Source organism: Streptomyces sp. NPDC055239 (assembly GCF_053606205.1).
Genome location: NZ_JBSGRD010000008.1, coordinates 321,570 through 345,838 on the forward strand (window position 1 = coordinate 321,570; position 24,269 = coordinate 345,838).

At 71.2% G+C, this 24,269-nt stretch carries 23 protein-coding genes and 1 pseudogene; 10 read left to right on the plus strand and 14 right to left on the minus strand.

Annotated elements, in window-relative coordinates:
- Positions 1-14: 14 nt before the first annotated feature.
- Complete coding sequence (locus tag ACWFRJ_RS25880; protein ID WP_453535454.1) at positions 15-1,412, minus strand: MFS transporter; 1,398 nt, start codon at positions 1,410-1,412, stop codon at positions 15-17.
- A gap of 182 nt (positions 1,413-1,594) precedes the next feature.
- Here ACWFRJ_RS25880 and ACWFRJ_RS25885 point away from each other — a divergent pair, with 182 nt between their 5' ends.
- The 6 genes from ACWFRJ_RS25885 to ACWFRJ_RS25910 all read left to right on the plus strand — a co-directional run bounded on the left by ACWFRJ_RS25885 (position 1,595) and on the right by ACWFRJ_RS25910 (position 6,680).
- Positions 1,595-2,533, plus strand: coding sequence for a GlxA family transcriptional regulator (locus tag ACWFRJ_RS25885; RefSeq protein ID WP_453535742.1), 939 nt, complete (start codon positions 1,595-1,597; stop codon positions 2,531-2,533).
- Between the two features lie 35 nt (positions 2,534-2,568).
- Positions 2,569-3,066 (plus strand): N-acetyltransferase family protein, encoded by a 498-nt coding sequence (locus ACWFRJ_RS25890; protein ID WP_453535457.1) that lies wholly within the window; start codon positions 2,569-2,571, stop codon positions 3,064-3,066.
- A gap of 83 nt (positions 3,067-3,149) precedes the next feature.
- Complete coding sequence (locus ACWFRJ_RS25895) at positions 3,150-3,872, plus strand: DsbA family oxidoreductase (RefSeq protein WP_453535460.1); 723 nt, start codon at positions 3,150-3,152, stop codon at positions 3,870-3,872.
- Between the two features lie 70 nt (positions 3,873-3,942).
- Positions 3,943-4,986 carry an aminotransferase class V-fold PLP-dependent enzyme gene (locus ACWFRJ_RS25900; protein ID WP_453535463.1) on the plus strand — a complete coding sequence of 348 codons (1,044 nt, stop codon included), beginning with the start codon at positions 3,943-3,945 and terminating at the stop codon, positions 4,984-4,986.
- 69 nt (positions 4,987-5,055) lie between these two features.
- Complete coding sequence (locus ACWFRJ_RS25905) at positions 5,056-5,664, plus strand: sigma-70 family RNA polymerase sigma factor (RefSeq protein ID WP_453535466.1); 609 nt, start codon at positions 5,056-5,058, stop codon at positions 5,662-5,664.
- On the plus strand, positions 5,664-6,680 hold the full coding sequence (locus tag ACWFRJ_RS25910) for a maleylpyruvate isomerase family mycothiol-dependent enzyme (protein WP_453535469.1): 1,017 nt from the start codon (positions 5,664-5,666) through the stop codon (positions 6,678-6,680). The genes ACWFRJ_RS25905 and ACWFRJ_RS25910 overlap by 1 nt, the downstream gene beginning before the upstream one ends.
- Here ACWFRJ_RS25910 and ACWFRJ_RS25915 read toward each other — a convergent pair.
- The gene (locus tag ACWFRJ_RS25915) at positions 6,677-7,186 is read right to left on the minus strand and encodes a MarR family winged helix-turn-helix transcriptional regulator (protein WP_453535472.1); all 510 of its coding nucleotides are present in this window, start codon (positions 7,184-7,186) and stop codon (positions 6,677-6,679) included. The genes ACWFRJ_RS25910 and ACWFRJ_RS25915 overlap by 4 nt on opposite strands.
- Before the next feature lie 177 nt (positions 7,187-7,363).
- Between ACWFRJ_RS25915 and ACWFRJ_RS25920 the strand changes: the two genes are divergently transcribed.
- Positions 7,364-8,431 (plus strand): alkene reductase, encoded by a 1,068-nt coding sequence (locus tag ACWFRJ_RS25920; RefSeq protein WP_453535475.1) that lies wholly within the window; start codon positions 7,364-7,366, stop codon positions 8,429-8,431.
- Positions 8,432-8,504: 73 nt separating this feature from the next.
- On the opposite strand, the gene thpD is transcribed toward ACWFRJ_RS25920, so the two are convergent.
- The 6 genes from thpD to ACWFRJ_RS25950 form a co-directional block, all read right to left on the minus strand.
- Positions 8,505-9,404 carry an ectoine hydroxylase gene (gene thpD / locus ACWFRJ_RS25925; RefSeq protein ID WP_453535478.1) on the minus strand — a complete coding sequence of 300 codons (900 nt, stop codon included), beginning with the start codon at positions 9,402-9,404 and terminating at the stop codon, positions 8,505-8,507.
- A 158-nt stretch (positions 9,405-9,562) separates the two neighbouring features.
- Positions 9,563-9,967: an ectoine synthase gene (locus tag ACWFRJ_RS25930; RefSeq protein ID WP_453535481.1), complete on the minus strand. Its 405-nt coding sequence runs from the start codon at positions 9,965-9,967 to the stop codon at positions 9,563-9,565.
- Between the two features lie 53 nt (positions 9,968-10,020).
- Entirely contained in the window at positions 10,021-11,292 is a 1,272-nt protein-coding gene (gene ectB / locus ACWFRJ_RS25935; protein WP_453535484.1) for a diaminobutyrate--2-oxoglutarate transaminase, read from the minus strand.
- 76 nt (positions 11,293-11,368) lie between these two features.
- A complete protein-coding gene (ectA, locus tag ACWFRJ_RS25940; protein WP_453535487.1) occupies positions 11,369-11,962 on the minus strand; it encodes a diaminobutyrate acetyltransferase in 594 nt (197 codons plus the stop codon).
- A 332-nt stretch (positions 11,963-12,294) separates the two neighbouring features.
- Positions 12,295-12,762, minus strand: a complete 468-nt coding sequence (locus tag ACWFRJ_RS25945) for a DinB family protein (protein ID WP_453535745.1) — start codon at positions 12,760-12,762, stop codon at positions 12,295-12,297.
- Positions 12,763-12,966: 204 nt separating this feature from the next.
- The gene (locus tag ACWFRJ_RS25950; protein ID WP_453535748.1) at positions 12,967-14,067 is read right to left on the minus strand and encodes a pyridoxal-phosphate-dependent aminotransferase family protein; all 1,101 of its coding nucleotides are present in this window, start codon (positions 14,065-14,067) and stop codon (positions 12,967-12,969) included.
- A gap of 76 nt (positions 14,068-14,143) precedes the next feature.
- Here ACWFRJ_RS25950 and ACWFRJ_RS25955 point away from each other — a divergent pair, with 76 nt between their 5' ends.
- Both ACWFRJ_RS25955 and ACWFRJ_RS25960 read left to right on the plus strand, forming a co-directional pair.
- Positions 14,144-15,241, plus strand: coding sequence for an amidohydrolase family protein (locus ACWFRJ_RS25955; RefSeq protein ID WP_453535490.1), 1,098 nt, complete (start codon positions 14,144-14,146; stop codon positions 15,239-15,241).
- A 337-nt stretch (positions 15,242-15,578) separates the two neighbouring features.
- Positions 15,579-16,502 carry an SCO1860 family LAETG-anchored protein gene (locus ACWFRJ_RS25960; protein WP_453535493.1) on the plus strand — a complete coding sequence of 308 codons (924 nt, stop codon included), beginning with the start codon at positions 15,579-15,581 and terminating at the stop codon, positions 16,500-16,502.
- A gap of 260 nt (positions 16,503-16,762) precedes the next feature.
- On the opposite strand, the gene cobC is transcribed toward ACWFRJ_RS25960, so the two are convergent.
- The 3 genes and pseudogenes from cobC to ACWFRJ_RS25975 form a co-directional block, all read right to left on the minus strand.
- Positions 16,763-17,854, minus strand: coding sequence for an Rv2231c family pyridoxal phosphate-dependent protein CobC (cobC, locus tag ACWFRJ_RS25965; RefSeq protein WP_453535496.1), 1,092 nt, complete (start codon positions 17,852-17,854; stop codon positions 16,763-16,765).
- Entirely contained in the window at positions 17,835-18,644 is an 810-nt protein-coding gene (locus ACWFRJ_RS25970) for a sirohydrochlorin chelatase (protein ID WP_453535499.1), read from the minus strand. The genes cobC and ACWFRJ_RS25970 overlap by 20 nt, the downstream gene beginning before the upstream one ends.
- A gap of 68 nt (positions 18,645-18,712) precedes the next feature.
- Positions 18,713-19,084, minus strand: a pseudogene (locus ACWFRJ_RS25975) (cobalamin biosynthesis protein); the annotation flags it as partial.
- A gap of 291 nt (positions 19,085-19,375) precedes the next feature.
- Here ACWFRJ_RS25975 and ACWFRJ_RS25980 point away from each other — a divergent pair.
- Positions 19,376-20,107, plus strand: coding sequence for a ZIP family metal transporter (locus tag ACWFRJ_RS25980; protein ID WP_453535502.1), 732 nt, complete (start codon positions 19,376-19,378; stop codon positions 20,105-20,107).
- 106 nt (positions 20,108-20,213) lie between these two features.
- Here ACWFRJ_RS25980 and ACWFRJ_RS25985 read toward each other — a convergent pair whose 3' ends face one another.
- The 3 genes from ACWFRJ_RS25985 to ACWFRJ_RS25995 are packed head-to-tail and all read right to left on the minus strand — an operon-like array spanning position 20,214 to position 24,249.
- The gene (locus tag ACWFRJ_RS25985; protein WP_453535505.1) at positions 20,214-21,575 is read right to left on the minus strand and encodes a cobyrinate a,c-diamide synthase; all 1,362 of its coding nucleotides are present in this window, start codon (positions 21,573-21,575) and stop codon (positions 20,214-20,216) included.
- Positions 21,569-22,177: a cob(I)yrinic acid a,c-diamide adenosyltransferase gene (cobO, locus tag ACWFRJ_RS25990; RefSeq protein ID WP_453535508.1), complete on the minus strand. Its 609-nt coding sequence runs from the start codon at positions 22,175-22,177 to the stop codon at positions 21,569-21,571. Before cobO ends, ACWFRJ_RS25985 begins: the two co-directional genes overlap by 7 nt.
- Entirely contained in the window at positions 22,177-24,249 is a 2,073-nt protein-coding gene (locus ACWFRJ_RS25995; RefSeq protein ID WP_453535511.1) for a putative cobaltochelatase, read from the minus strand. The genes cobO and ACWFRJ_RS25995 overlap by 1 nt, the downstream gene beginning before the upstream one ends.
- Positions 24,250-24,269 lie beyond the last annotated feature (20 nt).

Sequence of the window (24,269 nt, forward strand, 5' to 3'; positions counted from 1 at the left end):
CGGGGTTGGGGAATTCAACGCCCCCGCCGCAACCCCAGCGTCGCCACCCCGGAAGCCGCAAGCAGTCCCGCCGAAATCAGCAGACTCACCCGCATCCCAGAGACGAAGTCCCCGGCCACAAGCCCCCCGAAGGCCGCGATCCCCAAGCCCCCGGACACCTGCCGGGCCGAGTTGAGGACCCCTGCGGCAAGACCCGCCCGGTCAGCAGGCACCGCCTCCATCATCGCCGCGGTGAGCGGCGGAATCGTCAGCGCGCATCCCAGGGCCAGCGGCACCATGAGGAACGCGAGACCGACCGCGGGCGTCGACGCGTCGGCGAAGAGCAGGGCAAGCAGCCCAAGGACGGCCAGCGACTGACCCGCCAGCATCGGGACGCGCGGCCCCACCCGCGCCGCCAGCTTCCCGGCGAAGACGTTCGTCACCGCGATGAGCCCCGTCATCGGCAGGAACATCAGACCGGCCCACAGCGCCGAACGCCCCTGCACCTCCTGGAAGAAGAGGCTGAAGACGAAGACGAGACCGTAGAAGGCGACACTGCACGCGGCCCCGGCCGCGACGGTGATCGCGACCGTCCGGTCGCGGAAGAGGGCCAACGGCACCACCGGATGCGGCTGCCGCGCCTCCGTCCGCAGGAACACAAGGCCCGCCGCCACCGCGACGGCCAGGGCGATCAGCCCCGTCGTACCGCCCTCGATGACGGCGAAGGTCAAGGCCGTCAGCGTCAGGACGGCGAGCAACTGACCCGGCACGTCCAGCGGCGCGGGCCGCCGCTCCGAGCGCGGGGCGCGAAGGAGCAGGACCAGCGCCACCGCCCCCAGCGGAACGTTGATGAAGAAGATGCCGCTCCAGTCCCACGCGGTGGTCAGCGCGCCGCCCGCGACCGGACCGAGCGCCACCGCCACCGAACCGCCCGCCGCCCACATCGCCACGGCACGGGCCCGCTTGGCCGCGTCCGCGTAGGCCTGGCGCACGAGGGAGAGCGAGGCGGGCAGGACCACCGCGGCGGCCACGCCCTGCACCACCCGCGCGCCGATCAGCACGGGCAGCGACGGAGCGAGCCCGCACGCCACCGAGGCGGCGGTGAACACCGTGATGCCGATCGCGTACGCCCGCGTCGCGCCGATCCGGTCGGAGAGCGCGCCGGTGGAGAGCATCAGAGCGGCAAAAGCGAGGGTGTAGGCGTCCACGACCCACTGGAGCCCGGACATGCCGCCGCCCAGGGAGTCGCCGATGGCGGGCAGCGCGACGTTCACCACGGAGGCGTCGAGCGTGATCAGGGCGAAGCCGAGCATGGCGGCGGTGAGCGTGAGGCCGGGGGAGGTGCGGCGCTTGCCGGGTGACGGAACGGGTGCCGGTTCCGTCAGGTCTTGCCCCGCCGTGCGGGAGCCCTCGGTGAGGGAGTTCGTTGCCATGTCCATGAGTCTGCTGACGGCGGCGCGGCTACAGTAGTGGCCTGAATGCCATACCTCCGGAGGTTCTGGCCATGCCCCGTCCGAAGCCCGCCCGTCGGCCGGACCGATCGGACCGACCGGACCGGCCGCGCCAGCCCCACCGGCCCCACCGCGTCGCCGTCATCGCGCCCTCACCCGTGTCGATGTTCAACCTCGCGATCCCCGAGCTGCTCTTCGGGAAGGTCGAGGTGGCGGGCGGACCCGGCTACGAGGTCGTCGTCTGCACCCCGGAGCCCGGCCCCGTCGCCACCACCGGCGGGCTCAGCCTCCACGTGGAGCACGGGCTCGACGCCCTGCGCGAGGCCGACACCCTCCTCGTCGCGGGCACCGGACACCGCTACGAACCCGACCCGCGGACCGTCGCCGCCGTCCGCGAGGCCGCCGAAGCGGGCCGGCGCATCGCGTCCATCTGCAGCGGCGCCTTCGTGCTCGCGGAGGCGGGACTGCTCGACGGGCGCAGCGCGACCACGTACTGGGAGCTCGCCGAGGAGCTGCGCAGCCGCTACCCCGCGCTCGACCTCAAGGGAGACGTCCTCTACGTGGAGGACGGGCAGGTCATGACGTCCTCCGGGTACGCCGCCGGGATCGATCTCTGCCTGCACATCATCCGCACCGACTACGGGGCGGCCGTCGCCAACGAGGTGGCCAGAGCCGCGCTCGTCGCCCCCGTACGGCCCGGCGGCCAGACCCAGTTCACCCAGACCCCGCTGCCGCCCGAGCGCGGCAACGCCTGTGCCGACACCCGGGGCTGGGCCATGCGCCACCTCGACGAACCGCTCACGCTCACCGACCTCGCCCGGCAGGCGGGCGTCAGCGTGCGCACCCTCTCCCGGCGCTTCCACGCGGAGAGCGGGGTGAGCCCGCTGCAGTGGCTGCTCCACCAGCGCATCGAGCGGGCCAAGGAGCTTCTGGAGACGACGTCGCTCTCCATGGACCAGGTGGCACAGGCCTGTGGGCTCGGCACCGCCGACTCGCTCCGCGGCCATCTGGTGCGCCGCACCGGGCTCACGCCGAGCGCCTACCGGACCCAGTTCAGCCGCCTCGGAACCCAGGGCCCCCGGAACACGTCTGTCGCAGCGTGATCCACTCAGCACTCCCCACGACGATGCGGACCGTGATGCCGACCGTCATACGCACCGCCGTCAGCGCCGACGCCCCGGCTCTCGCGGCCCTGCACGCCCGTGCCCGCGCCACGTACTACCCCGAGGGGCTGCCGGAGAAGCGCGTCGACGCGCTCATGATGTGGCGGGAAGCCGTCGAGCGCCGTGGCGGGCATGTGCTCTGCGCGGTCCGCGAGGGCCGGATCGTGGGCCTCGCGTCCTTCCGCACGCCCGAGGGCGAGGCGGCGGACACCATGGCGCTCTTCCAGTTCCACGTCGACCCCGACCACTGGCGCGCGGGGGTGGGCGCGGCCCTGCACGCCGCGTGCGTGGAGGAGTGGCGGGCCGACGGCATCCGGGTGGCCACTCTGGACGTCCACCGGGAGAACCGGCGCGCCCAGGCCTTCTACACCCGCCACGGCTGGCAGCCGGCGGAGCCGGGCGAGGGCGCGGGCACGCACCTGCGGATGCGGCTGTCCGTGACGGTCGGGGGTCCCGGGGAAGCCGGGGAATGACCGGACCAAATCGTACGTTCTTCAACTGACCGGAGGGATCCTCCGCACCACCGTCACCGTTCGATCTGAAGAGAGCTGGACACATGCGCGTCGAGATCTGGAGCGACATCGCCTGCCCCTGGTGCTACGTGGGCAAGGCCCGCTTCGAGAAGGCGCTCGCCGCTTTCCCGCACCGCGACGACGTCGAGGTGGTGCACCGCTCCTTCGAGCTCGACCCCTCGCGCACCAAGGGCGACAGCGGGCTCGTGATCCCGATGCTCGCCAAGAAGTACGGCATGAGCGAGGAGCAGGCCCAGGAGGCCGAGCGGAACCTCGGCGTCAACGCGTCGTCCGAGGGCCTGGCCTACCTCACCGAGGGCCGCGATCATGGCAGCACCTTCGACATGCACCGCCTCCTGCACTTCGCCAAGGAGCAGGGCAGGCAGGACGAGCTGCTCGGGCTCCTCTACCGCGCCAACTTCGCCGATGAGCGCTCCGTCTTCGACGACGACGAGCGGCTCGTGGAGCTCGCGGCCGAGGCCGGTCTCGACGCGGACGCCGCCCGCGCGGTCCTCGCCGACTCCTCCCGCTACGCCGACGACGTACGCACCGACGAGCGCGAGGCCGCCGAACTCGGTGCGAACGGCGTGCCGTTCTTCGTCCTCGACCGCAAGTACGGCGTCTCCGGAGCCCAGCCCGCCGATGTCTTCGCCCAGGCCCTGGAACAGGCGTGGGACAGCCGCTCGCCGCTCACCACCCTCGCGGACGGCGACGCCTGCGGCCCCGACGGCTGCGCGGTTCCGCAGGCCACCGGCAAGGACGCTTAAGCACCGCTGACCGGTTGTCTCCACATACGCGTGATGGACGTGGGCGTGAACGGGCGCGAGAGTTGATCCCATGGGGATCATCAATGGCGCCGAGTTCGCGCCCACGTCGACGTATCTGGACACTGCGAAAGGCGGCCTGCTGCCCGCCCGCGCGGTCGAGGCGATCCAACGCCTCGCGGCCGAGAACAGCACGGGCGCGGGCGGCTCGGGCGACTTCGGGATCGTGAACGCCGCCCGTGAGGCTTTCGCGCGCCTTGTCGGAGTGGACCGCTCGCGGGTGGCCACCGGCGGCTCGGTCGCCGTCCACTGCGGAGTGATCGCCGCGGCGCAGCGGCCAGGATCCGAAATCCTGCTCCCCGAGGGGGAGTTCAGCTCGATCATCAACCCGTTCGTGGTGCGTGGCGACCTCAAGATCCGCTACGTACCCCTTGAGGACCTCGCAGAGGCGGTCCGCCCCACCACGGCCCTCGTCGTGTACTCCGCCGTGCAGTCGGCCGACGGCCGTCTCGCCGACGACACGGCGGTACGTGCGGCCGCAGCCGCCCACGGCGCCCGCATCCTCAACGACGCCACGCAGGCCGCGGGCTGGCTGCCCTTCGACGCGAGCCCGTACGACTACACCGTCACCGGCGCCTTCAAATGGCTGCTCTGCCCGCGCGGCACGTCGTTCCTGACGGTGAGCGAGGAGGCGCAGGAGTCCCTCGTGCCGCTGCACGCGGGCTGGATGGCGGCGGCGGACACCTGGAACTCCACGTACGGACCGCTCTCGGAGCTGGCCCCCGACGCCCGCCGTTTCGACGAGCCCCCCGCCTTCCTCGCGTACCACGGCGCGGCACAGTCCCTCGCGTACCTGGAGGAGACCGGAATCGAAGCGGTGCACGCCCACGACACGGCGCTCGCGGCCCGCTACCGCGCGGGACTCGCGGACCTGGGCCACGAGCCGGTGCCCGGTGCGTCCCCCATCGTCTCCGTCCCCGGCCTCGCCGACAGGGAGCCCGAGCTGAGGCGGGCCGGGATCATCACGGCGGCACGGGCGGGACACCTGCGCGCCTCGTTCCACCTGTACAACACGGAGGCGGACGTGGACCGGATCCTCGACGTGCTCTCCGGCTGAACCCTGGCGCGCCGGGCCGCGGGGCACTAGGAAGGCAGGACGGGGCGGCCTCACGAGGCGGTGGTGTCAGTGTCAGCGGCTCATCAGCCATACGGGGACGTCGACCTGCACCAGCGCCTGGTGTACGGCGACGAGACGGCTCTCGCCGAGATCTACGACACGTACGGCACCCTCGTCCACCGCATCGCGGGACGCGTCACCCGCAGCCCCGGCGGCGCGGAGGACGTCGCCCAGGAGGTCTTCGCCCATCTCTGGTCCAGGCCCTACGCGTTCGACGCGCGGCGGGGCAGCCTGCGCACCTGGCTGAGCATGCTGGCGCATCGGCGGGCGGTGGACTGGGTACGCGGTGAGGAGCGCCACCGCAAGGCGGCCCATGCCGACGACACGACCCTGCACACGATCCCCACCCCGGATCCGCCCCCGGAAGACGTGGTCATGGCACGAGAACGCTCCCTGCTCCTGCACTCCGCGCTGGCCAGGCTCCCGCTCCCGCAGCGCCAGGTGGTGCACCTGGCGTACTTCGCGGGCTGCACCTACCGCCAGGCCGCGGTCGAACTCGGCATCCCCGAGGGCACGGCGAAGACCCGATTGCGTACGGCCCTGCGCGCACTGGCCGAAGCACTCACCGACCCACCCGATGCGGCACTTGCCGACGCTCCAGGCGAAAGAGGCGCGTGATGACCACGGATCACGAAGCCGTACGTGAACTTCTCGGGGCCTGGGCCGTCGGCGCGCTCATGCCGGGCGACGAGCGGACGGTCGCTCCGCATCTGGCCGCCTGCGATCCGTGCGCGGCGGAGGCATCGCGACTGCGCGCCGCGGTACGGCACTTGGACGGGCCGCCCGTCACCGATGGACCCGCCCCTGCTGCGGACCGGGGCCTCGCGCTGGCCCTGCGCGCCCGCCCGGCTGTTCCCCCTACGGCCGCGCACGCGGCGCCGTACGCCGCTGCCGTTTCCGGACTCCGGGCGCTCCTGGGGGAGTTGGACGAGCAGGGCTCCTGGGGAACTCCCGTCGTGCACGACTGGAACGTCCATGACACGGTCGCGCATCTGCTGGCCGCCGATGAGCCGCTGGCCGTGCGCCTCGGCCTGCGGGCGGCAGGGCCGTGGGACGGCGTGGACGGGACTCCGTGGCGTACGGCCTGGGCGGGGCGTACGGAGGAGGTCCTTCGCCGTGAGCGCGGACGCACTCCGGCCGAGACGGTCGCGTCCTGGCAGGATCAGGCGACCGCGCTTCTCTCCGCCCCCGAGGCGCACGACCCGGAACGGGCAGGGCAGGCCACGACGCTGATGGGCGCGCGCCTTCCGCTCGCGGATCACTTCCTGGTCAGGGCCTTCGAGGCGTGGGTGCACACGGACGACATCGGCAGGGCCCTGGACAGGCCGGTCCCGCCGCCCCTCTCCCGTCACCTCTGGCAGCTGGTGCGTCTTGCCGTACGGATCCTTGACCTGGCCCTCGGCTCCAAGGCGCCGGCCGTCGCGCTGACCGTCGCGGAGAAGGACGACGAGGTGTCGTGGGTCCTGGGGAGCGGGGCGGAGCCGGTGAGCGCGGAGCTGGTGCTCGGGCCGGTGGACTTCTGCCTGCTCATGGGCGGGCGGGTCGACCCCGCTGGAGTCCCCAGGGGGGTCTCGGGCAGTGCGTCCGCCGCGGACCAGGTCCTGGCCCGAGCGGCGTCGCTGGCCTGGCTCTAACCCTCACCGCACCCTGTCGTCTCCGCTGTCTCCGTCGTCGTCTCCGTGCACAGGTTCGTCTCCACCAGGCCGAGGAGCCGCGTCAGCTCCGCCCGATCGGTCTCGTCCAGGCCCGCCAGCGTCTGGTCCTCGAGGTCGCCCCAGGCGACCTCCACCTCCGTCAGCAACCCGCAGCTCGACTCCGTGGCCGCCACGAGGACCCCGCGACGGTCCTCCGGGTCCGGGCGGCGCTGTACGTGTCCGGCCTGCTCGAGGCGCTGCAGCATCTTCGTGACCGTCGACGGATCGAGGCCGACCGCCTTGATGATGTCCGACTGCCGCGCGGGCCCCGAGTCCCACAGGTACATCATCACGAACTCCTGGCCGGGGTAGAGCCCGACCTTCCTCAGCGCCCTGCCCGCCGCGTTCCGGTGCAGTCGGGCCACCCGGCTGATGATGTGGCTGACGGGTCCCCGCCGCTTGGCGGTGGGGAGCTCGGTACAGGCGGGTTCGGCCGAGGCCTTCATCGGTACTCCTGAGGGGCGGTAGTGAGGGGCGGTAGTGACGGGTGGTGGTGGTCGCGGTCCGGCCCCACCAGATTAGCTTGGCCGACCAAGGAATGAGTTAGGGTGGCGCTCGGTTCAATTAATTGGCCGACCAACTATGCCTGCCAGTAATCCGCAGCACCCCCCTGGGAGCCCCCGATGACCACCGCTTTCGATTCGATCGACCTCTCCGGCACACCGCTCAGCAACCGCATCGCCATGGCCCCGATGACCCGAAGCCGCGCGGGCGCGGGCGGCACCGCCACGGAGCTCACCGCCGAGTACTACGCCCAGCGCGCCTCGGCCGGGCTGATCATCACGGAGGGCATCCAGCCCTCGGTCATAGGCCAGGGCTACCCGGCCACCCCCGGTCTGCACTCCGACGAGCAGATCGAGTCCTGGCGCAAGGTCACGTCCGCCGTCCACGCCGCCGGTGGCCGGATCTTCGCCCAGCTCATGCACGCGGGCCGCGTCGGCCACCCCATGCTGTTCCCCGACGGCCTGGTGAACGTCGCTCCCTCGGCCGTCGCGGCCGAGGGTCAGGTGTACACGGCCGAGGGTCTCAAGGACTTCGTCACGCCCCGCGAGCTGACCGGTGACGAGATCCGCGCCACCATCGCCGACTTCGCGGCGGCGGCCCGCAACGCGATCGACGCGGGCTTCGACGGAGTCGAACTGCACGGTGCCAGCGGTTACTTGATCCAGCAGTTCCTGGCTCCCGGCTCGAACCTGCGCACCGACGAATGGGGCGGCACCCCGGAGAACCGCATCCGATTCGCGGTCGAGACCGCGAGGGCCGTCTCCGCCGAGATCGGCGCCGCCCGCACCGGCCTGCGCGTCTCGCCCGGCAACCCGTTCAACAGCATCTCCGAGCCCGATGACGGGCTCGAGGCGACGTACACCGCCCTGGTGAAGGAGCTCAGCGCCCTGGACCTGGCGTACCTGCACGTCGTGGAGGTGGGCCCGATCCGCGATCTGACGACCACCCTGCGCGGGATCTTCGGCGGAACCTTCATCCTGAACCCCGCCACCGAGGGCCCCACAGGACCCGACGCTCTCGCCCTCGTCGAGGACGGCACGGCGGACATCGTGGCGTACGGCGTGATGTTCCTGGCCAACCCCGACCTGCCGGCCCGCCTCAAGGCCTCGGGTCCGTACAACACGCCTGACGCGGCGACGTACTTCGGCGGTACGGAGAAGGGCTACACGGACTACCCCGCGCTGTAACCGCGCCCCGGGCGTCACAACCAAGCTTGGCCCGGCACTCCAAGGTGCCGGGCCAACTCTCATACGAGACTGCTTACTTCACCGGAGTGAAGTCCCGAGCCCCGATGTAATCCGGCCGCCGGATCGGCGCTGCGAACGGCTCCACCGCCGTGTTGTCCACACTGTTGAACACGATGAAGACGTTGCTGCGCGGGAACGGCGTGATGTTGTCCCCCGAGCCGTGCATGGCATTGCAGTCGAACCAGGTCGCGGAACCCGCCTCACCGGTGAAGAGCCGGATACCGTGCTCCGAGGCGAAGTCCGTGAGCGTCTCGTCCGAGGGAATGCCCGCGTCCTGCATCTGCAGGGATCGCTTGTAGTTGTCCTTCGGCGTCGCGCCTTCACAGCCGAGGAACGTCTTGTGCGACCCCGGCATGATCATGAGGCCGCCGTTGGTGTCGTGATTTTTGGTGAGCGCGATCGAGACCGAGACAGTCCGCATGTTCGCGAGGCCGTCCTCGGCGTGCCAGGTCTCGAAGTCCGAGTGCCAGTAGAACCCCGAGGCCCCGAAGCCAGGCTTGACGTTGATCCGGGACTGGTGGACGTAGACGTCGGAACCCAGGATCTGCCGGGCCCGCCCCACCACCCTCGGGTCTGCGGCGAGCTTCGCGAACAGCTCGCTGAGCTTGTGCACCTCAAAGATTGTCCGGATCTCCTGGGAACGCGGCTCCACGATGGAGCGCTCGTCCGCCCGCATCGTGGGGTCATCGATCAACCGCGTGAGCTCGGCGTGGTAGACGCTCACCTCGTCCGGGGTGATGAGCTGGTCGATCGCCAGGAATCCGTCCCGTTCGAACCCCGCCAGTTCGTCGGCCACGATGGGCCCCGGTGTACCCGGCTCGGACCACACGACGGGGTCCTTGCGTTCGATGAGGACCTCTTCGGCGCCTCGGGTGGGGTACAGATCGGCGGTGCGTTCGGGTGCGGTGGTCATGGTGTTGCCTGCCTCTCCTCTCGTACGGCCCTTTCCGGGATGTACACCCCCGCCGCCCAGAGGAAGAGGGCGGCGGGGGAGATTCAGGGGGCGTGTTGCTTCAGCCCTGCGGCACGGAGCCGGGGCAGGAGCTGCCCCGGCTCCGGCACTTCAGTTTTTCAGGCGGGCTCAGGCTCCGTCAGGAGCGGGTACACGCCGTTTTCGTCGTGGTCCTCACGACCGGTGACGGGCGGGTTGAAGACACAGATGCAGTGGAAGTCCTCCTTGATCCGCATCGTGTGCTTCTCGTTCCCGTCGAGCAGGTACATGGTCCCCGGCGTGATCGTGTACTTCTTGCCGGTCGTGTCGTCGGTCAGCTCGGCCTGGCCCTTGGTGCACACGACGGCCTCGATGTGGTTCGCGTACCACATCGACGTCTCCGTACCCGCGTACAGGATGGTCTCGTGGACCGAGAAGCCCACCCGCTCCTTGGCGAGGACGATGCGCTTGCTCTCCCAGGTGCCCGACGCGGACTTGACGTGCCGGTCGGTGCCTTCAATGTCCTTGAACGAACGGACGATCACGGTGAATCGGTTCCTTTTCTCTTACGGGGATGACGAAGCGGCGCGGGGGCCGCTCAGGCGGTCTCGCGCACCGCACGGGCCAGCGTGCGAAGCCCTTCGTCCAGCTCGTCGGCGGTGATCGTCAGCGCCGGAAGGAGCTTGACGACCTCGCTCTCGGGGCCGGAGGTCTCGATGAGGAGACCGAGTTCGAAGGCGCGCTTGGCGATGGCGCCCGCGCGAGGCTTGTCGATGAACTCCATGCCCCAGACGAGTCCGCGGCCGCGGTACTCCTTGATGGCGCCGGGGTTCTCGTCGACGATGGCGGCGAAGGCCTCTTCGACCTGCTCGCCACGGGCACGGGTCTGCTTCTCCATGGCCGGGCCGTCGGACCAGTAGGTCTCCAGGGCGGCGGCGGCCGTGACGAACGCCGGGTTGTTGCCGCGGAAGGTGCCGTTGTGCTCGCCCGGCTCCCAGATGTCCAGCTCGGGCTTGAACAGGGTCAGCGCCATCGGCATGCCGTAGCCGCTGATGGACTTGGACACCGTCACGATGTCCGGCGTGATGCCCGCCTCCTCGAAGGAGAAGAACGCGCCGGTGCGGCCGCAGCCCATCTGGATGTCGTCGACGATGAGCAGCATGTCCCAGCGCTCGCACACGTCGGCGAGCTTGCGCAGCCACTCGGCGCGGGCGACGTTGATGCCGCCCTCGCCCTGGACCGTCTCGACGATCACGGCGGCGGGCTGGTTGAGGCCGGAGCCCTGGTCCTCGAGCAAACGCTCGAACCAGATGAAGTCGGGCGTCTGGCCGTCGAAGTAGCGGTCGAACGGCATCGGCGTGCCGTGCACCAGCGGGATGCCGGCGCCGGCGCGCTTGAAGGCGTTGCCGGTCACCGCGAGCGAGCCGAGCGACATGCCGTGGAAGGCGTTCGTGAACGACACGATGGACTCGCGGCCCTTGACCTTGCGCGCCAGCTTCAGCGCGGACTCGACGGCGTTGGTGCCCGTCGGGCCCGGGAACATGACCTTGTACGGCAGGTCACGCGGGCGCAGGATGATGTTCTGGAACGACTCGAGGAACGCGCGCTTGGCGACCGTGGACATGTCCAGGCCGTGGACGACGCTGTCGCGCTCCAGGTAGTCGATCAGGGCGCGTTTGAGGACCGGGTTGTTGTGGCCGTAGTTGAGCGAGCCGGCCCCGGCGAAGAAGTCGAGGTACGAGTGGCCGTCCTCGTCGAACATGCGGCTGCCCTGCGCACGGTCGAAGACAGTGGGCCAACCGCGGCAGTAGCTGCGCACCTCCGACTCCAGGGTCTCGAAGACGCTCAGGTCGGGCTGGGTGATGGTCACAGCAGATCTCCTGGGAGATGGAAAGACTTGGGAGGTGGGGGTGACAGGTGGTGCGTGGGGGGAAGAGCGGCGTAGCTCAGCCGACTGGCTCGACCGGCTTGTTCCGCGCGGCTTTCCCGGACTCGGTGACAGGCTCTATGAGGAACAGGACCTCGGGCTCGTGCCCCTCTTCGGGGAAGAGCCCCGCGTCGAAGAGCACGGTGCGCTCGACCGACGCGCCATGGCGCTGTGCGTACGAGGTGAACAGCCGCTCGGACGGCTTGTTGTCCGGCGTGATCGTCGTCTCGACCGAGACCAGCTCCCGGTCGGCGGCGACCTTCGAGGTCAGTCCGTCGAGCAGCGCACCGGCGAGGCCGCGGCCTCGGTGCGCCTGATCGACGGCCACCTGCCAGACCACCAGGGTGCGTGGCCGCTCGGGCCGGATGTAGCCGGTGATGAACCCGGCGGGCTCACCGTTCGCGTCCCGGGCCACCACTGAGGTCGCCGCGAAGTCGCGACACCACAGCAGATAGCTGTACGAGGAGTTGAGGTCCAACACCTTCGAGTCGCGCGCGATCCGCCAGATTGCGGCGCCGTCGGCGACGTCAGGGGTGTCGAGGCGTAGCCCCTCGGGCATTTTCAGGGAATTCGCTTCCAGGTCGGTCGGTACATCGGCTTGTGCAGCGGTCATGCGGATTGAATTTACCGAGCAATTTCTTTAATTGCATCGCCGGGAGGGGTTACGTAAGAGAGCCCTATGTGTTATCACGCGGGGGTGCGCGCCCGCAGGAATCCCCGGCGAAATGGCCTGATTTGCTGGGGTCATAGAGTGCATAACGGACGTCATGTGGAGTACGTCACAGAACCGTAACTCCCTCGAAGCGTGTCCGAATTGTGAGACTTACCGTTGTCGAAACCTTAGTGTTTAGGTCTCCGAAAAGCGGGAAGAAGAATACGGAAAGCTGTGCGGATAAAGTGGATAATGAAGCGGTGAGAATGCGTCCGTGAATTTACGTAGACCATTTAAGGCCCCGTCACCCCGTCGATTCCCTCCCTGAGGAGATCGGCGTGGCCGTTGTGCCGCGCGTACTCCTCGATGAGGTGGACCAGGATCCAGCGCAGGCTGACCTCGCCGCTGCCCGTCACGGCCGCCTCCCGCGCGCTCAGCCGCCCCACCCCGTCGAGCGACCGTCCCTCGCAGAGCTTCCGGCTCACCGCCACCTCGCGCCGCCACACGGCCAGGGCCTGGGCGTACGTCCGCTCCGGGGCCAGAGCGAAGCCTCCGGCCCCGTCCTCGTACACCGGTGGGACGTCCTGTCCGGCCAGCACCCGCTGGAACCAGTTCCGCTCCACCTCGGCCAGATGCTGCACGAGGCCGAGCAGGGTCAGCGACGAGGACCGGACCGAGGCGACACGGGTCTGTGCGTCATCGAGCCCCGAGCACTTCACCGCGAGCGTCTCGCGATGGAAATCGAGCCAGCCCATCAGCATCGCGGGCTCGCCGGCGGTCGGGTCGGGCACGAGGCGGCCGTCCGGGAGCGTGGTCATGGCGCTCACGCTGCCACTCCCGCCGCTTGGGGCGCTCGCTGTTCGCTGTGAGCTTGGTGCGGCCGCTGTGTGCATGACGGGCCGTGCGGCGGGTAGGAGCCGGCGGCTGTATACCGCTCGCCTGCCGTCGGCTCGTCTGCCGCCCGCCTACTGCCAGGCGGCCGTCACCGCACGCCGTGCCGCTTCGAGGTCCACCGCGAGTCCGGCCTCGCCCATCGCGGCGCCCAGAGCGGCGAGCGAGGCGTGCACGACGCCACGGGTCGCGTCAGGGCCGTAGTGGTTCACCCGGATCATCTCCTTGGCCAGCGCGCCCCCACCGGCGACCAGCGGAAGCACCGGGTCGGCGGCGAGCGCCTTGGCGACGAGCACCGAGGCGTCGACACCCTCGGGGGCGCGCAGCGTCGTGGCGACCGGAGCGGCGTCCCGCGCCTCGTGGACGTACGGCGCGAGGCCACCACCCAGGGCGATCGCACCCGCGCGGGTCGCCGCGGCGGCGGTGGCGTGCCGCGCCGTCAGCGCGTCGAGACCCTCCGCCTCGATGCGCTCCACGCACGCTTCGAGGGCGAGCATCTCCAGCTGCGCCGGGGCGTGGAGGAGCGCCTTGCGCCCGCCGTCGATCCACCGCTCCTTCCAGTCCAGGAGGGAGAGGTACGAGCGGCGCGGTGCCTGCGGATTGGCGGCGAGCCGCGTCCAGGCCCGCTCGCTCACGGAGACGGCCGAGACGCCCGCGGGGCCGCCCATCGCCTTCTGGGCGCCGATCACGCACAGGTCCACGCCCCACGCGTCCGGGAGCAGCGGCTCGGCGGCCACCGAGGCGACGGCGTCGAGCATGAACAGGGCGCCGTGCTCGCGTACGACCTCACCGATCTCGGCGACGGGATTGGTGTTGCCGGTCGCGGCCTCGGCGTGGACGAGCGAGACGAAGTCGATCTCGGGGTGCGCGGCGAGTGCCTCGCGGACCTGCTCGGCGGTCACGGCGGTGTGGAAGGGAACGGCGAGGTCGACGACGGTCGCCCCGCAGTCGCGCAGCCAGTTGCCGAAGGTCTGCCCGTAGGGCCCGGTGATGACGTTCAGGGCGGTCGTGCCGGGTCGCGCCGCACCCCGGATACACCCCTCCAGGGGAAGCAGCGCCTCGCCCTGCATGATCACGACGTCCTGCGAGGTGGAGAGCAGCCCGGCGACGCGCTCCTCGATGGAGGCGAAGTGCTGGGCACTGAGGGGTGCCAGGTCGAGAAAGGGGTGCGTCACGGTGCTGCTCACTTCGCTCACGAGTTCGTTCGGGCTGCCGGACAGAGCGTACCGACAGGCTCCTAAGCTTCTGCACATGAGCGATCACAGCGATCACGCGGTGCTGCACGTGAAGGGGCGGGTGCTCGTCGGCCCGGACGAGGTCCGGGACGAATTGTGGTTGGTCGCAGGCAGAGTCACCTACGACCGCCCGTCGGCGGCGCCGGACGTCACGATCGACGGCTGGACACTCCCCGGCCTGGTCGACGCGCACTGCCACGTGGGCCTGGACACGCACGGCCCGGTGGAGCCGGACGTGGCGGAGAAGCAGGCGCTGACCGACCGCGAGATCGGCACCCTCCTGATCCGCGACGCGGGCTCCCCGTCCGACACGCGCTGGATCGACGACCGCGAGGACCTCCCGAAGATCATTCGCGCGGGCCGCCACATCGCGCGCACGCGCCGCTACATCCGCAACTACGCCCACGAGATCGAGCCGTCCGACCTCGTCGCGTACGTCGCCCAGGAGGCCCGGCGCGGCGACGGCTGGGTCAAGCTTGTCGGCGACTGGATCGACCGCGACGCGGGGGACCTGACGGCGTGCTGGCCGCGTGCCGAGGTGGAGGCGGCGATCGCCGAGGCGCACCGCCTGGGCGCGCGGGTGACGGCGCACTGCTTCGCCGAGGACTCGCTGCGCGACCTGGTGGAGGCGGGCATCGACTGCATCGAGCACGCCACGGGCCTGACCGAGGACACCATCCCGCTCTTCGCCGAACGGGGCGTGGCGATCGTCCCGACCCTGGTGAACATCGCGACGTTCCCGCAGCTGGCCGACGGCGGCGAAGCGAAGTTCCCCAAGTGGTCACGGCACATGCGGCGCCTGTACGAGCGCCGCTACGACACGGTTCGGGCCGCGTACGACGCCGGAGTGCCCGTGTACGCGGGCACCGACGCGGGCGGCTCACTGGCCCACGGCCTGGTCGCGGCCGAGGTCGCCGAACTGAGGCACGCGGGGATCCCGGCGGTGGACGCGCTCTCGGCGACGACGTGGGGAGCGAGGTCCTGGCTTGGTCGCCCCGGCCTTGTGGAGGGAGCACCGGCGGACCTGGTGGTGTACGGGGCCGATCCCCGCGAGGACGTGGGGGTGTTGGCGGCGCCTCGCAGGGTGGTCCTGAACGGGCGGGTCGTGGGGTAGACGGGGCGGGTTCCGCAGAGGACCGGCGTTGACGGAGCGTTACGTGTAGGGCCCTTGGTTCGTTGTACATGATTCGGCCACGGCAGCCGCGTCAACCGACGTGTTCGAGCCAGGGAGTTGCTCGGGTGACTGCGGGGAACGTACGTGCCGGAAGATTCGAAAGCAGGGGCGGAAACCTCCCTTTGGAGTGAACTCACGCTTCGTTGCTGGCTATTCACTCTCAGTGCGTAAAGATTCCCCCTGTCGATGTTGCCGGTGTCGCGCTCAAGCGATGTCCCCATCCAGCGAAGCGCGAGGCTTCCGGCGGCTCCGTAACTCTTGTGGGGGTTCCACCACCTTGAACAGCAATGCCTTCCGCCTGCCCGCACGCCGCCTCGGTGTGATCGCCACCGCCACGGTTCTCGCCGCCGGTCCCGCGGCGCTCGCCACCGCGGGATCCGCCTCGGCAACGGGCGGCGACAAGGGCCGCGCGAACGCCGTCGTGCTGCGCACCGGGCTCGACGTGTCCCTGCTCAACAAGACCCTGAACGTCCCGCTCAAGGTCGCGCTCAACGAAGTACAGGCACCGGCAAGCGCCGACAAGACCGCGCTCACCGCCGAACTGAACGGGGTTAACGGAGGGCAGCCGTTCAGCGTGCTGAAGGCGGACGTCGCCACCGCGAAGGCGACCGTCGAGGACGGGAAGGCGGAGGGCTACAGCAACATCGCGCGGGCGAAGGTGCACGTGCCGGGACTTCCGCTGCTCTCCCTGATCGAGGTCGAGCAGGTGACCTCCAAGGCGGTCTGCGCGGCGGGCAAGCGTCCTGTCGCCGAGGCGAACCTGCTGGGCGGCGTGACGGTGCTCGGCAAGAAGGTCACGCTGTCGGCGGGCGGCACGACCCATGTGGAGGTGCCGGGCGTCGGAGAGGTGCGGCTCGACCTGTCGAAGACGCACACGACATCGCGTACGGCGGCGGCTTCCGCACTGGAGCTGAAGGTGTCCGTGAACCCCCTGAAGCTGAACGTCGCGGAGGTCGAGGGGACGGTGACGCTCGCGGGCGCGTCGTGCGAGACGCCCGCGGCGGTCGCGAAGCCTTCGGCTCCGCCGGTGAAGCCGCAGGGCGGCACCGGCGAGAAGCCGGTGGCGGAGAAGCCGCAGGAAGCGAACCTCGCCGAGACCGGGGGCAACTCGTCGACGCCGTACCTGGTGGGTGGCGCGGTCGTGCTGCTCGCCGCAGGGGGCGGGGCGGTGGCGATGACGCGCCGGGGGCGCAGGGGCTGAGGTCGGGGCGGTCCCTGCGGGGCCTTCCCCAATCCCGCCCCTTCCCGGCTGTATCTATTGGCGGCTTTGCCGCGCAGGGGCTCCGCCCCAGACCCCGGTCCTCAAACGCCGGACGGCTGAAAGATTTCCCCGAGCCGGGGAAATCTCAGCCCGTCCGGCGTTTGAGGACGAACTCGGCGAAGCCGGTGATGACGGCAACCACAAGGCACAGGGCCCTCGCGCCGAGCGAGTTTTCGGGAAGGGGCGGGGTTGGGGACGAATCAACCGCTCAACAACCCCCGCACCGCCCCCAGCAACCGATCCGTCGTCCCCGGATCACGCACCGCCACCCGCAGCCACTCAGCCCCGAGCCCCGGAAACGTGTCCCCCCGCCGCAACGCGAACCCCCGCTCCCGCAGGCGTTCCCGCAAGGCCGGGGCCTCGGGGGCCCGGAGCAGGATGAAGGGTCCCTCGGCGGCCTCCACGGCCCGCACCCCGTGGGAGGCGAACTCCCTGAGCCCGTCCAGGAGATGGGCCCGATCGGCGGCGATCCGCAGGGCCGCATCGGACGCCTCGGCCAGCGCCGCAGGCGTCACGCATGCCTCCGCCGCAGCGAGCGCGGGAGAGGACACCGGCCACAAGGGCTGAGCCGCGGCCAGCGTCGCGATCGTCTCCGGGTCGGACAGGACGTAGCCGATCCGCAGCCCCGCAAGACCCCATGTCTTCGTGAGGCTGCGCAGCACCACAAGGCCGGGCACGTCCGTACGGCCCGCCAACGCATCGCGCTCACCCGGCACCGCGTCCATGAACGCCTCGTCCACCACCAAGTACCGCCCGGGGCGGGCGAGTTCGGCGATCGACGCGGCCGGGTGAAGGACCGACGTCGGGTTCGTCGGGTTGCCGATCACGACCAGATCGGCGTCCCCCGGAACCGTCGCCCCCGAGAGACGGAACCCGTCCTCCTCCCGCAGCAGCACACGCCCCACCACATGCCCCGCATCCCGCAGCGCCGCCTCCGGCTCGGTGAACTGCGGGTGCACCACCACGGGCTGACGCACCTTCAGGGCGCGCGCGAGCAGCACGAACGCCTCCGCCGCGCCCGACGTGAGCAGCACCCGGTCCGGCGTCACGCCGTGCCGCGCCGCCACCGCCGCCCGCGCCGCCCGGCCGTCCGGGTACGCGGCCAGGCCGTCGAGCGAGGCGGCGAGGTGTCGCTTGAGCCAGCCGGGCGGGGTGTTCGCGCGGACGTTCACGGCGAGGTCGGTGAGGTCGGCGGCGCCGCGGACCTCCGCGTCCCCGTGGTGGCGCAGGTCCGGTCCGCCGTCGTGGTCGGCGTTGTACCCGGCGCCGTACTCAGTGGGTATGTGCGTCATCGCCGCCGACCGCCTCCCGGTAGCGCTCCATGACGAGGTCGAGCAGCTCCTCCTCGGGGCCGATCACATCCGCCGAGCGCACCTCGATCTCGGGGTGTGCCGCCGCCCAGCCCTCCGTCTGCTGGAGGACCCGCTCCGGCAGGGTGCCGGTGAAGAGGAAGTAGGGCAGGACCACGATCCGCCGCGCGCCAAGACGTACGCAGCGGTCGAGCCCCGACGGCACGTCCGGCGCCGCGAGCGACACGAACGCCGTCTCCACACCCGCGTAACCCCGCCCCTCCCACAGCAGCCGAGCCGCTTTGTACACCTCGGCGTTGGCCTCCGGGTCGGTCGAACCGCGGCCCACGAGCAGCACCGTGACGTTCGCGCGGTCCTGCGGCGAGCGGCGGGCCGAGCCGCCGAGCGCCTCGTCGAGGCGGCGGCTGAGGACGTTCAGGAGCGAGGGATGCGGGCCGAGCGGGCGGCCGTGGGTGTACGAGATGCCGGGGTGGCGCTCCTGCTCACGGGTGAGCGCCACGGGGATGCCGCCGCCGGCGCGCTCGTCCGGCACCAGCGTCAGCGGTACGGAAGCGAAACGTTTCACGCCCCGGTCGACGAGGTCGGTGACCGCCTCGCTCAGTGGCGGCGACAGGCCGATGAGGTCGCCGGCCACCGGGAGTTCGGGGTTGCGCCGGGCGATTTCCTGTACGAAGCCCCGGAAAGCGGCCGCCCCGGCCTCGTCCCGGGTGCCGTGTCCGGCGATGAGCAGTGCGGGAAGCGGTGTGGGGAGCGGGGCGGGCGGGGTGGTCACTCGGACTCCTTGATTGCTTTGCCTGTTTCGTTCGGATCAGGTGCGGACACCCTCATCGCGGGCCCGCAGCGCACGATCGCACAGGTCACCATGGGTGCACGGCCGCCGGGTGCCGACTTCCGCTTGGGCACGAGAAGTTCACCGCCTCCGCACAGCGCGGCGGCCTCCGCCACGGAGGGCGTGCCCACGGTGGCGAGCGGCGCGTCGGAGGGGTTCGGCACGTCGACACCGGCAAGATCGTCGGCCGCGTACGACACGACCGGTACCCCGAGCCGCGCCGCCGCCTCGACGATGCCGGGCTCTTCGGCCTTCGTGTCGAGCGTCGCCAGCGCGGCGACACGGGCGGGGGAGAGCCCCGCGTCCCGAAGCGTGTCCTCGACGAGGCCGATGACCTCTTCGGCGGGCGCGCCCTTGCTCGCGCCGACGCCCACCACGAGAGAGCCACCGGCCGCCACCTGTTCGGGGGACATCGTCATCGGGCCGATGACCTCTGCGCCTTCCCTCGTGTGTTCGATGACCGCCGCCTCCGCGAGGTCGGCCGCCCCCGCCCCGGCAGGGCGGACCTCGCCGCTGGCGGCTTCGGCGTCGGCCATGGGCGGGGGCTCCTCTCGTACGGGACGGAAGCGGGACCAGGAACGAGACCAGAAACGGGACCAGAAACGGGTCGGTGTCCGCTCGGCGGGCCCGATGTCGATGTGCGGGGCAGGGGGGCGATCGGCTAGCAAGGGCGCATGGCGGTGTTCGTGGCGCTCGGCGCCTTTGTGATGACCCTGGTGGGCGGCTGGACGGCCCAGCGGGTCACCGACCGGCGTCACCTCGTCCTGGGGCTCGCGGGCGGTCTGATGCTCGGCGTGGTCGGTCTCGACCTGCTGCCCGAGGCGCTGGACGCCGCGGGCAGCCCCGTCTTCGGGGTACCCGCGGCGCTGCTCCTGTTCGTCGCGGGCTTCCTCACCGCGCACCTGGTGGAACACCTCCTCGCGGGCCGCCAGGCCGCCCACGGGGCGGGCGAGGACACGAACGGCCGGATCCCGCAGGTGGGGATGACGGCGGCCGGGGCGATGGTCGGGCACAGCGTCATGGACGGCGTCGCGATCGGCGCCGCGTTCCAGGTGGGCGGCGGCATGGGCGTGGCGGTGGCGCTCGCGGTCATCGCCCATGACTTCGCCGACGGCTTCAACACGTACACGCTCACCAGTCTGTACGGGAACGCCCGCCGCAAGGCCCTCGCGATGCTCTTCGCGGACGCGGTGGCCCCGGTGGTGGGCGCGGCATCGACGCTCCTGTTCACCATTCCGGCGCAACTGCTCGGGGGATATCTCGGCTTCTTCGGCGGCGCGCTGCTCTACCTGGCGGCCGCGGAGATCCTGCCGGAGGCGCACCACGAGCATCCGGCGCGCTCGACGCTGCTGTGCACGGTGGCGGGGGCGGCGTTCATCTGGCTGGTGGTGGGCATCGCGGAGTGAGGCGGCCACGGCGTGGACCGAGGTCACAGTCTTCCGCTCCGGCCGCCCCCGACCCGGAAGCGGACCCCGGCCTCGACCCGGAAGCGGACCCCGACCCGCGTACCGCTCATCCCCGGCACCGCTCCACGAACCGGCGCGCGATACCCGGCTCGGCGGCCCAGTGCGTGTGCAGGTAACTCGCGTGCACACCCTGCTGTACGAAGCCTTCGACGCGCCGCTCGGGGGAGTGCAGCCCCCAGGCGGGAGCCGCCCCCGCGCCCGGTTCGACGACGGTGCGGTGGAACTCGTGCCCGCGCATCCGGGTCCCGACCACCGCGAGCGGGCTCTCGGACACGGCGACGGCCTCGCGGTACCCGAGCGTGAGCCGCTCGGACATGTGGGAGCGGGCGTCGAGCACCCCGCACATCGGCTTCCCGTCCAGCTCCCGGGTCAGATAGAGCAGCCCGGCGCACTCGGCGGCCACGGGCGCACCGCTCAGCGCAAGATCGGCGACGACCTTCCGCAGCGGCTCGTTGGCGGAGAGCTCGGGCGCGTACACCTCGGGGAATCCGCCCCCGATGATCAGTCCCGCGGTGCCGGGCGGCAGCTCCTCGTCGTGCAGCGGATCGAAGGTGACGACGTCCGCGCCCGCGGCCGTGAGCAGCTCGGTGTGTTCGGCGTAGGAGAAGGTGAACGCGGCCCCGCCCGCGACGGCGACCACGGGCCGCCGCTCCTCGTCCCGCTCTCGCTCATCGTCCTGCGGCACCTCGTGAGGCGTCCACGTCTCACCGGTCATCGCGGGCGCACTGCGCGCCAACGCCAGAATCGCGTCGAGATCGCAGCCCTCCCGCACCCGGGAGGCGAGCGCGGCCACCGATTCGACGGCTTCCGCCTGCCGCTCGGCCACCGGAACGAGTCCCAGATGCCGCGAGGGCGCCCGGACCTGCTGCACCCGGCCGAGTGCGCCGAGCACGGGCACCCCGGACTCGCCGAGGGCATCGCGCAGCAGCTCCTCGTGCCGCGCGGACCCCACCTTGTTGAGGATCACGCCCCCGAGCCGCACCTCCGGGTCCCAGGAAGCGAACCCGTGCACGAGCGCGGCGACGGAGCGGGACTGCGACGACGCGTCGACGACGAGGACCACCGGCGCACGGAGCAGCTTCGACACATGTGCGGTGGAAGCCAGCTCACCCTGACCGGAGACCCCGTCGTACATCCCCATGACGCCCTCGACCACGGCGAGATCGCAGCCGCGTGCCCCATGGTTGAACAAGGGCGCCACCATCTGGGGCCCGCACATGTACGCGTCGAGATTCCGCCCGGGGCGCCCCGTGGCCAGCGCGTGATACCCGGGGTCGATGTAGTCGGGTCCCACCTTGTGCGGGGACACCGCGAGCCCTGCCGCCGAGAACGCGGCCATCAACCCCGTGGCCACGGTCGTCTTCCCGCTTCCTGAAGACGGCGCGGCGACGACGAGCCGAGCTACCACTCGATGCCCCTCTGGCCCTTCTGACCCGCGTCCATCGGATGCTTGACCTTGGACATGTCGGTGACGAGATCGGCGAACTCGACCAGGGCCTCGGGTGCGTAGCGCCCGGTGATGATGACGTGCTGGTGCCCGGGACGGTCCCGCAGAACCTCGACCACCTCGTCCACGTCGATCCAGCCCCAGTGCAGGAGATAGGCGAACTCGTCGAGGACGTACAGCGAGTACGTCTCCGCGGCGAGGTCGCGCTTGACCTGCTCCCAGCCCTCGCGGGCCTTGTCCTCGTGGCTGGGCTCGCCCTCGGCGGGCGCGCGCTGGATCCACGACCAGCCCTCGCCCATCTTGTTCCAGGTGACCGACCCGCCCTCGTCGCTCGCGCCGAGCACCTTCAGGGCGTTCTCCTCGCCGACCTTCCACTTCGCCGACTTCACGAACTGGAAGACCCCGATGGGCCATCCCTGATTCCAGGCCCGCAGCGCCATCCCGAAGGCGGCGGTGGACTTTCCCTTGCCGATCCCGGTGTGCACCATGACCAGCGGCCGGTTGCGCCGCTGACGCGTGGTGAGCCCGTCGTCCGGCACCACGTTCGGCTGTCCCTGCGGCATCAGGCCACGCTCCTCGTCTGCATCTGAGTTCCCTGTACGTCCTTGACGAGCCCGGCGATGGAATCAGCCCGCAGCTCGTCGAGCGTCACGGCCGTCCCGCCGAGCTCGCCCGCCAGCTGCCCGGCCAGCCCGAGCCGGATGTGCCCCGACTCGCAGTCGACGACCACGGACGCGATCCCGGCGGCCTCGAAGAGACGCGCGGCACGTCCCGCGCGGGCCACCGGCTCCACGCCTCCCGTGGCCCGGCCGTCCGTGACGACCACGACCAGGGGGCGCCGCGCCGGATCCCGCAGCCGCTCGACGCGCAGTACGTCGTGCGCCTTGAGCAGCCCGGCCGCGACCGGCGTACGCCCGCCCGTGGGCAGCGTCTCAAGACGGGCGGCAGCCGCGTCGACGGAAGACGTGGGCGGCAACGCCACCTCGGCGTCGGACCCGCGGAAGGTGACGAGCCCGACCTTGTCCCGGCGCTGGTAGGCATCGAGCAGCAAGGACAGCACCGCTCCCTTCACGGCGCTCATCCGCTGCCGCGCGGCCATGGACCCGGAGGCGTCCACGACGAAGAGCACGAGGTTGCCCTCACGCCCCTCCCGCGTCGCCTGCCGCAGATCGTCCCGGCGCACGACGAGCCCCCGCCCCACACGTCCGCGCGCCCGCTGATGGGGGGCAGCCGCGTGCACGGTGGCCGCCAGGTGCAGCTTGGTGAGCGCACCTTGGGGCCGCCGGGCCCCGGTGGTCCGCCCGTGCTCGGTCCGCGCCCTCGAGCGGCGCCCCGCGGCACCCTCACCGAGACCGGGGACGCTCAGCATCTTCGTACGGAACGGCTCGGAGGCCTGCACGGGCCGCTGTTCACCGCCACCGCCACCGGCCGCGGGTGCCTGCGCGGGGGAGAGGTCCTCGTCCTGCCCGCTCTCGGTCTCGTTGTCGGTGGCGGGGGCGTCATGTGCGTCCGGCGCCGGGGCATCGGGTGCCTCGGGGGCGTCGGGTCCGTCCTGGGGCGGCTGCCCGCCTCCATCGGGACCGCCGCCGTCGGGGTCGTCGTCCCCGCCGTCCCCGTCGCCGTCGTCGCCGTTCTGCTCCAGCGTGTCGTCGAGCTTGTCCTCGTCGAGGCCCGGCGCGTCGAAGGGGTTGCGACGGCGCCGGTGCGGGAGCGCGAGGAGAGCGGCCTGCCGTACGTCCTCGGCGAGTACGTCGTCGCGTCCGGCCCAGGCGGCAAGCGCCGTCGCCGTACGCGCCATCACGATGTCGGCCCGCATCCCGTCGACCTCGAAGGCCGCACAGGTGGCGGCGATCTGCCGCAACGCACCGTCCCCGAGCCGCACGTGGGGAAGCAGCGCACGCGCCGCGACGATCCGGTCCCGCAGCGCGGACTCGTCCTCGTGCCACCGCGCGGCGAAGTTCTCCGCGTCGTCGTCGTACGCGAGCCGTCGGCGCACGACCTCGACCCGCTGATCGGTCTCGCGCGATGCGGCGACCTCGACGGTGAGCCCGAACCGGTCGAGCAACTGCGGTCGCAGTTCGCCCTCTTCGGGGTTCATGGTGCCCACGAGCAGGAACCGCGCCGCATGCCGCACGGACACGCCCTCGCGCTCGACGTACGAGGCGCCCATGGCGGCGGCGTCGAGCAGCAGGTCGACCAAGTGGTCGTGCAGCAGGTTGACTTCGTCGACGTAGAGGATGCCGCGGTGGGCGTCGGCGAGCAGACCCGGCTCGAAGGCCTTCACGCCCTCGGCGAGCGCCCGCTCGATGTCGAGCGCCCCGACGAGGCGGTCCTCGGAGGCTCCTACGGGCAGTTCGACCATCCGCGCGTCGCGCACCGAAGCGCCGCCGGCGTCGTGCGGACCGTCGGGGCAGGCGGGGTCCGGGGCGGCCGGGGCGCAGGAGAAGCGGCATCCGGCGACGACGGGTACCTGCGGCAGCAAGGCCGAAAGGGCGCGCACGGCAGTGGACTTGGCGGTGCCCTTCTCGCCGCGTACGAGCACACCGCCGACGGCGGGCGAGACGGCGTTGAGCAGCAGGGCGAGCCGCAGGTCGTCCTGTCCGACGAGGGCGGTGAACGGATAGGGGGTACTCACAAGGCCTCCATTACGTGGTT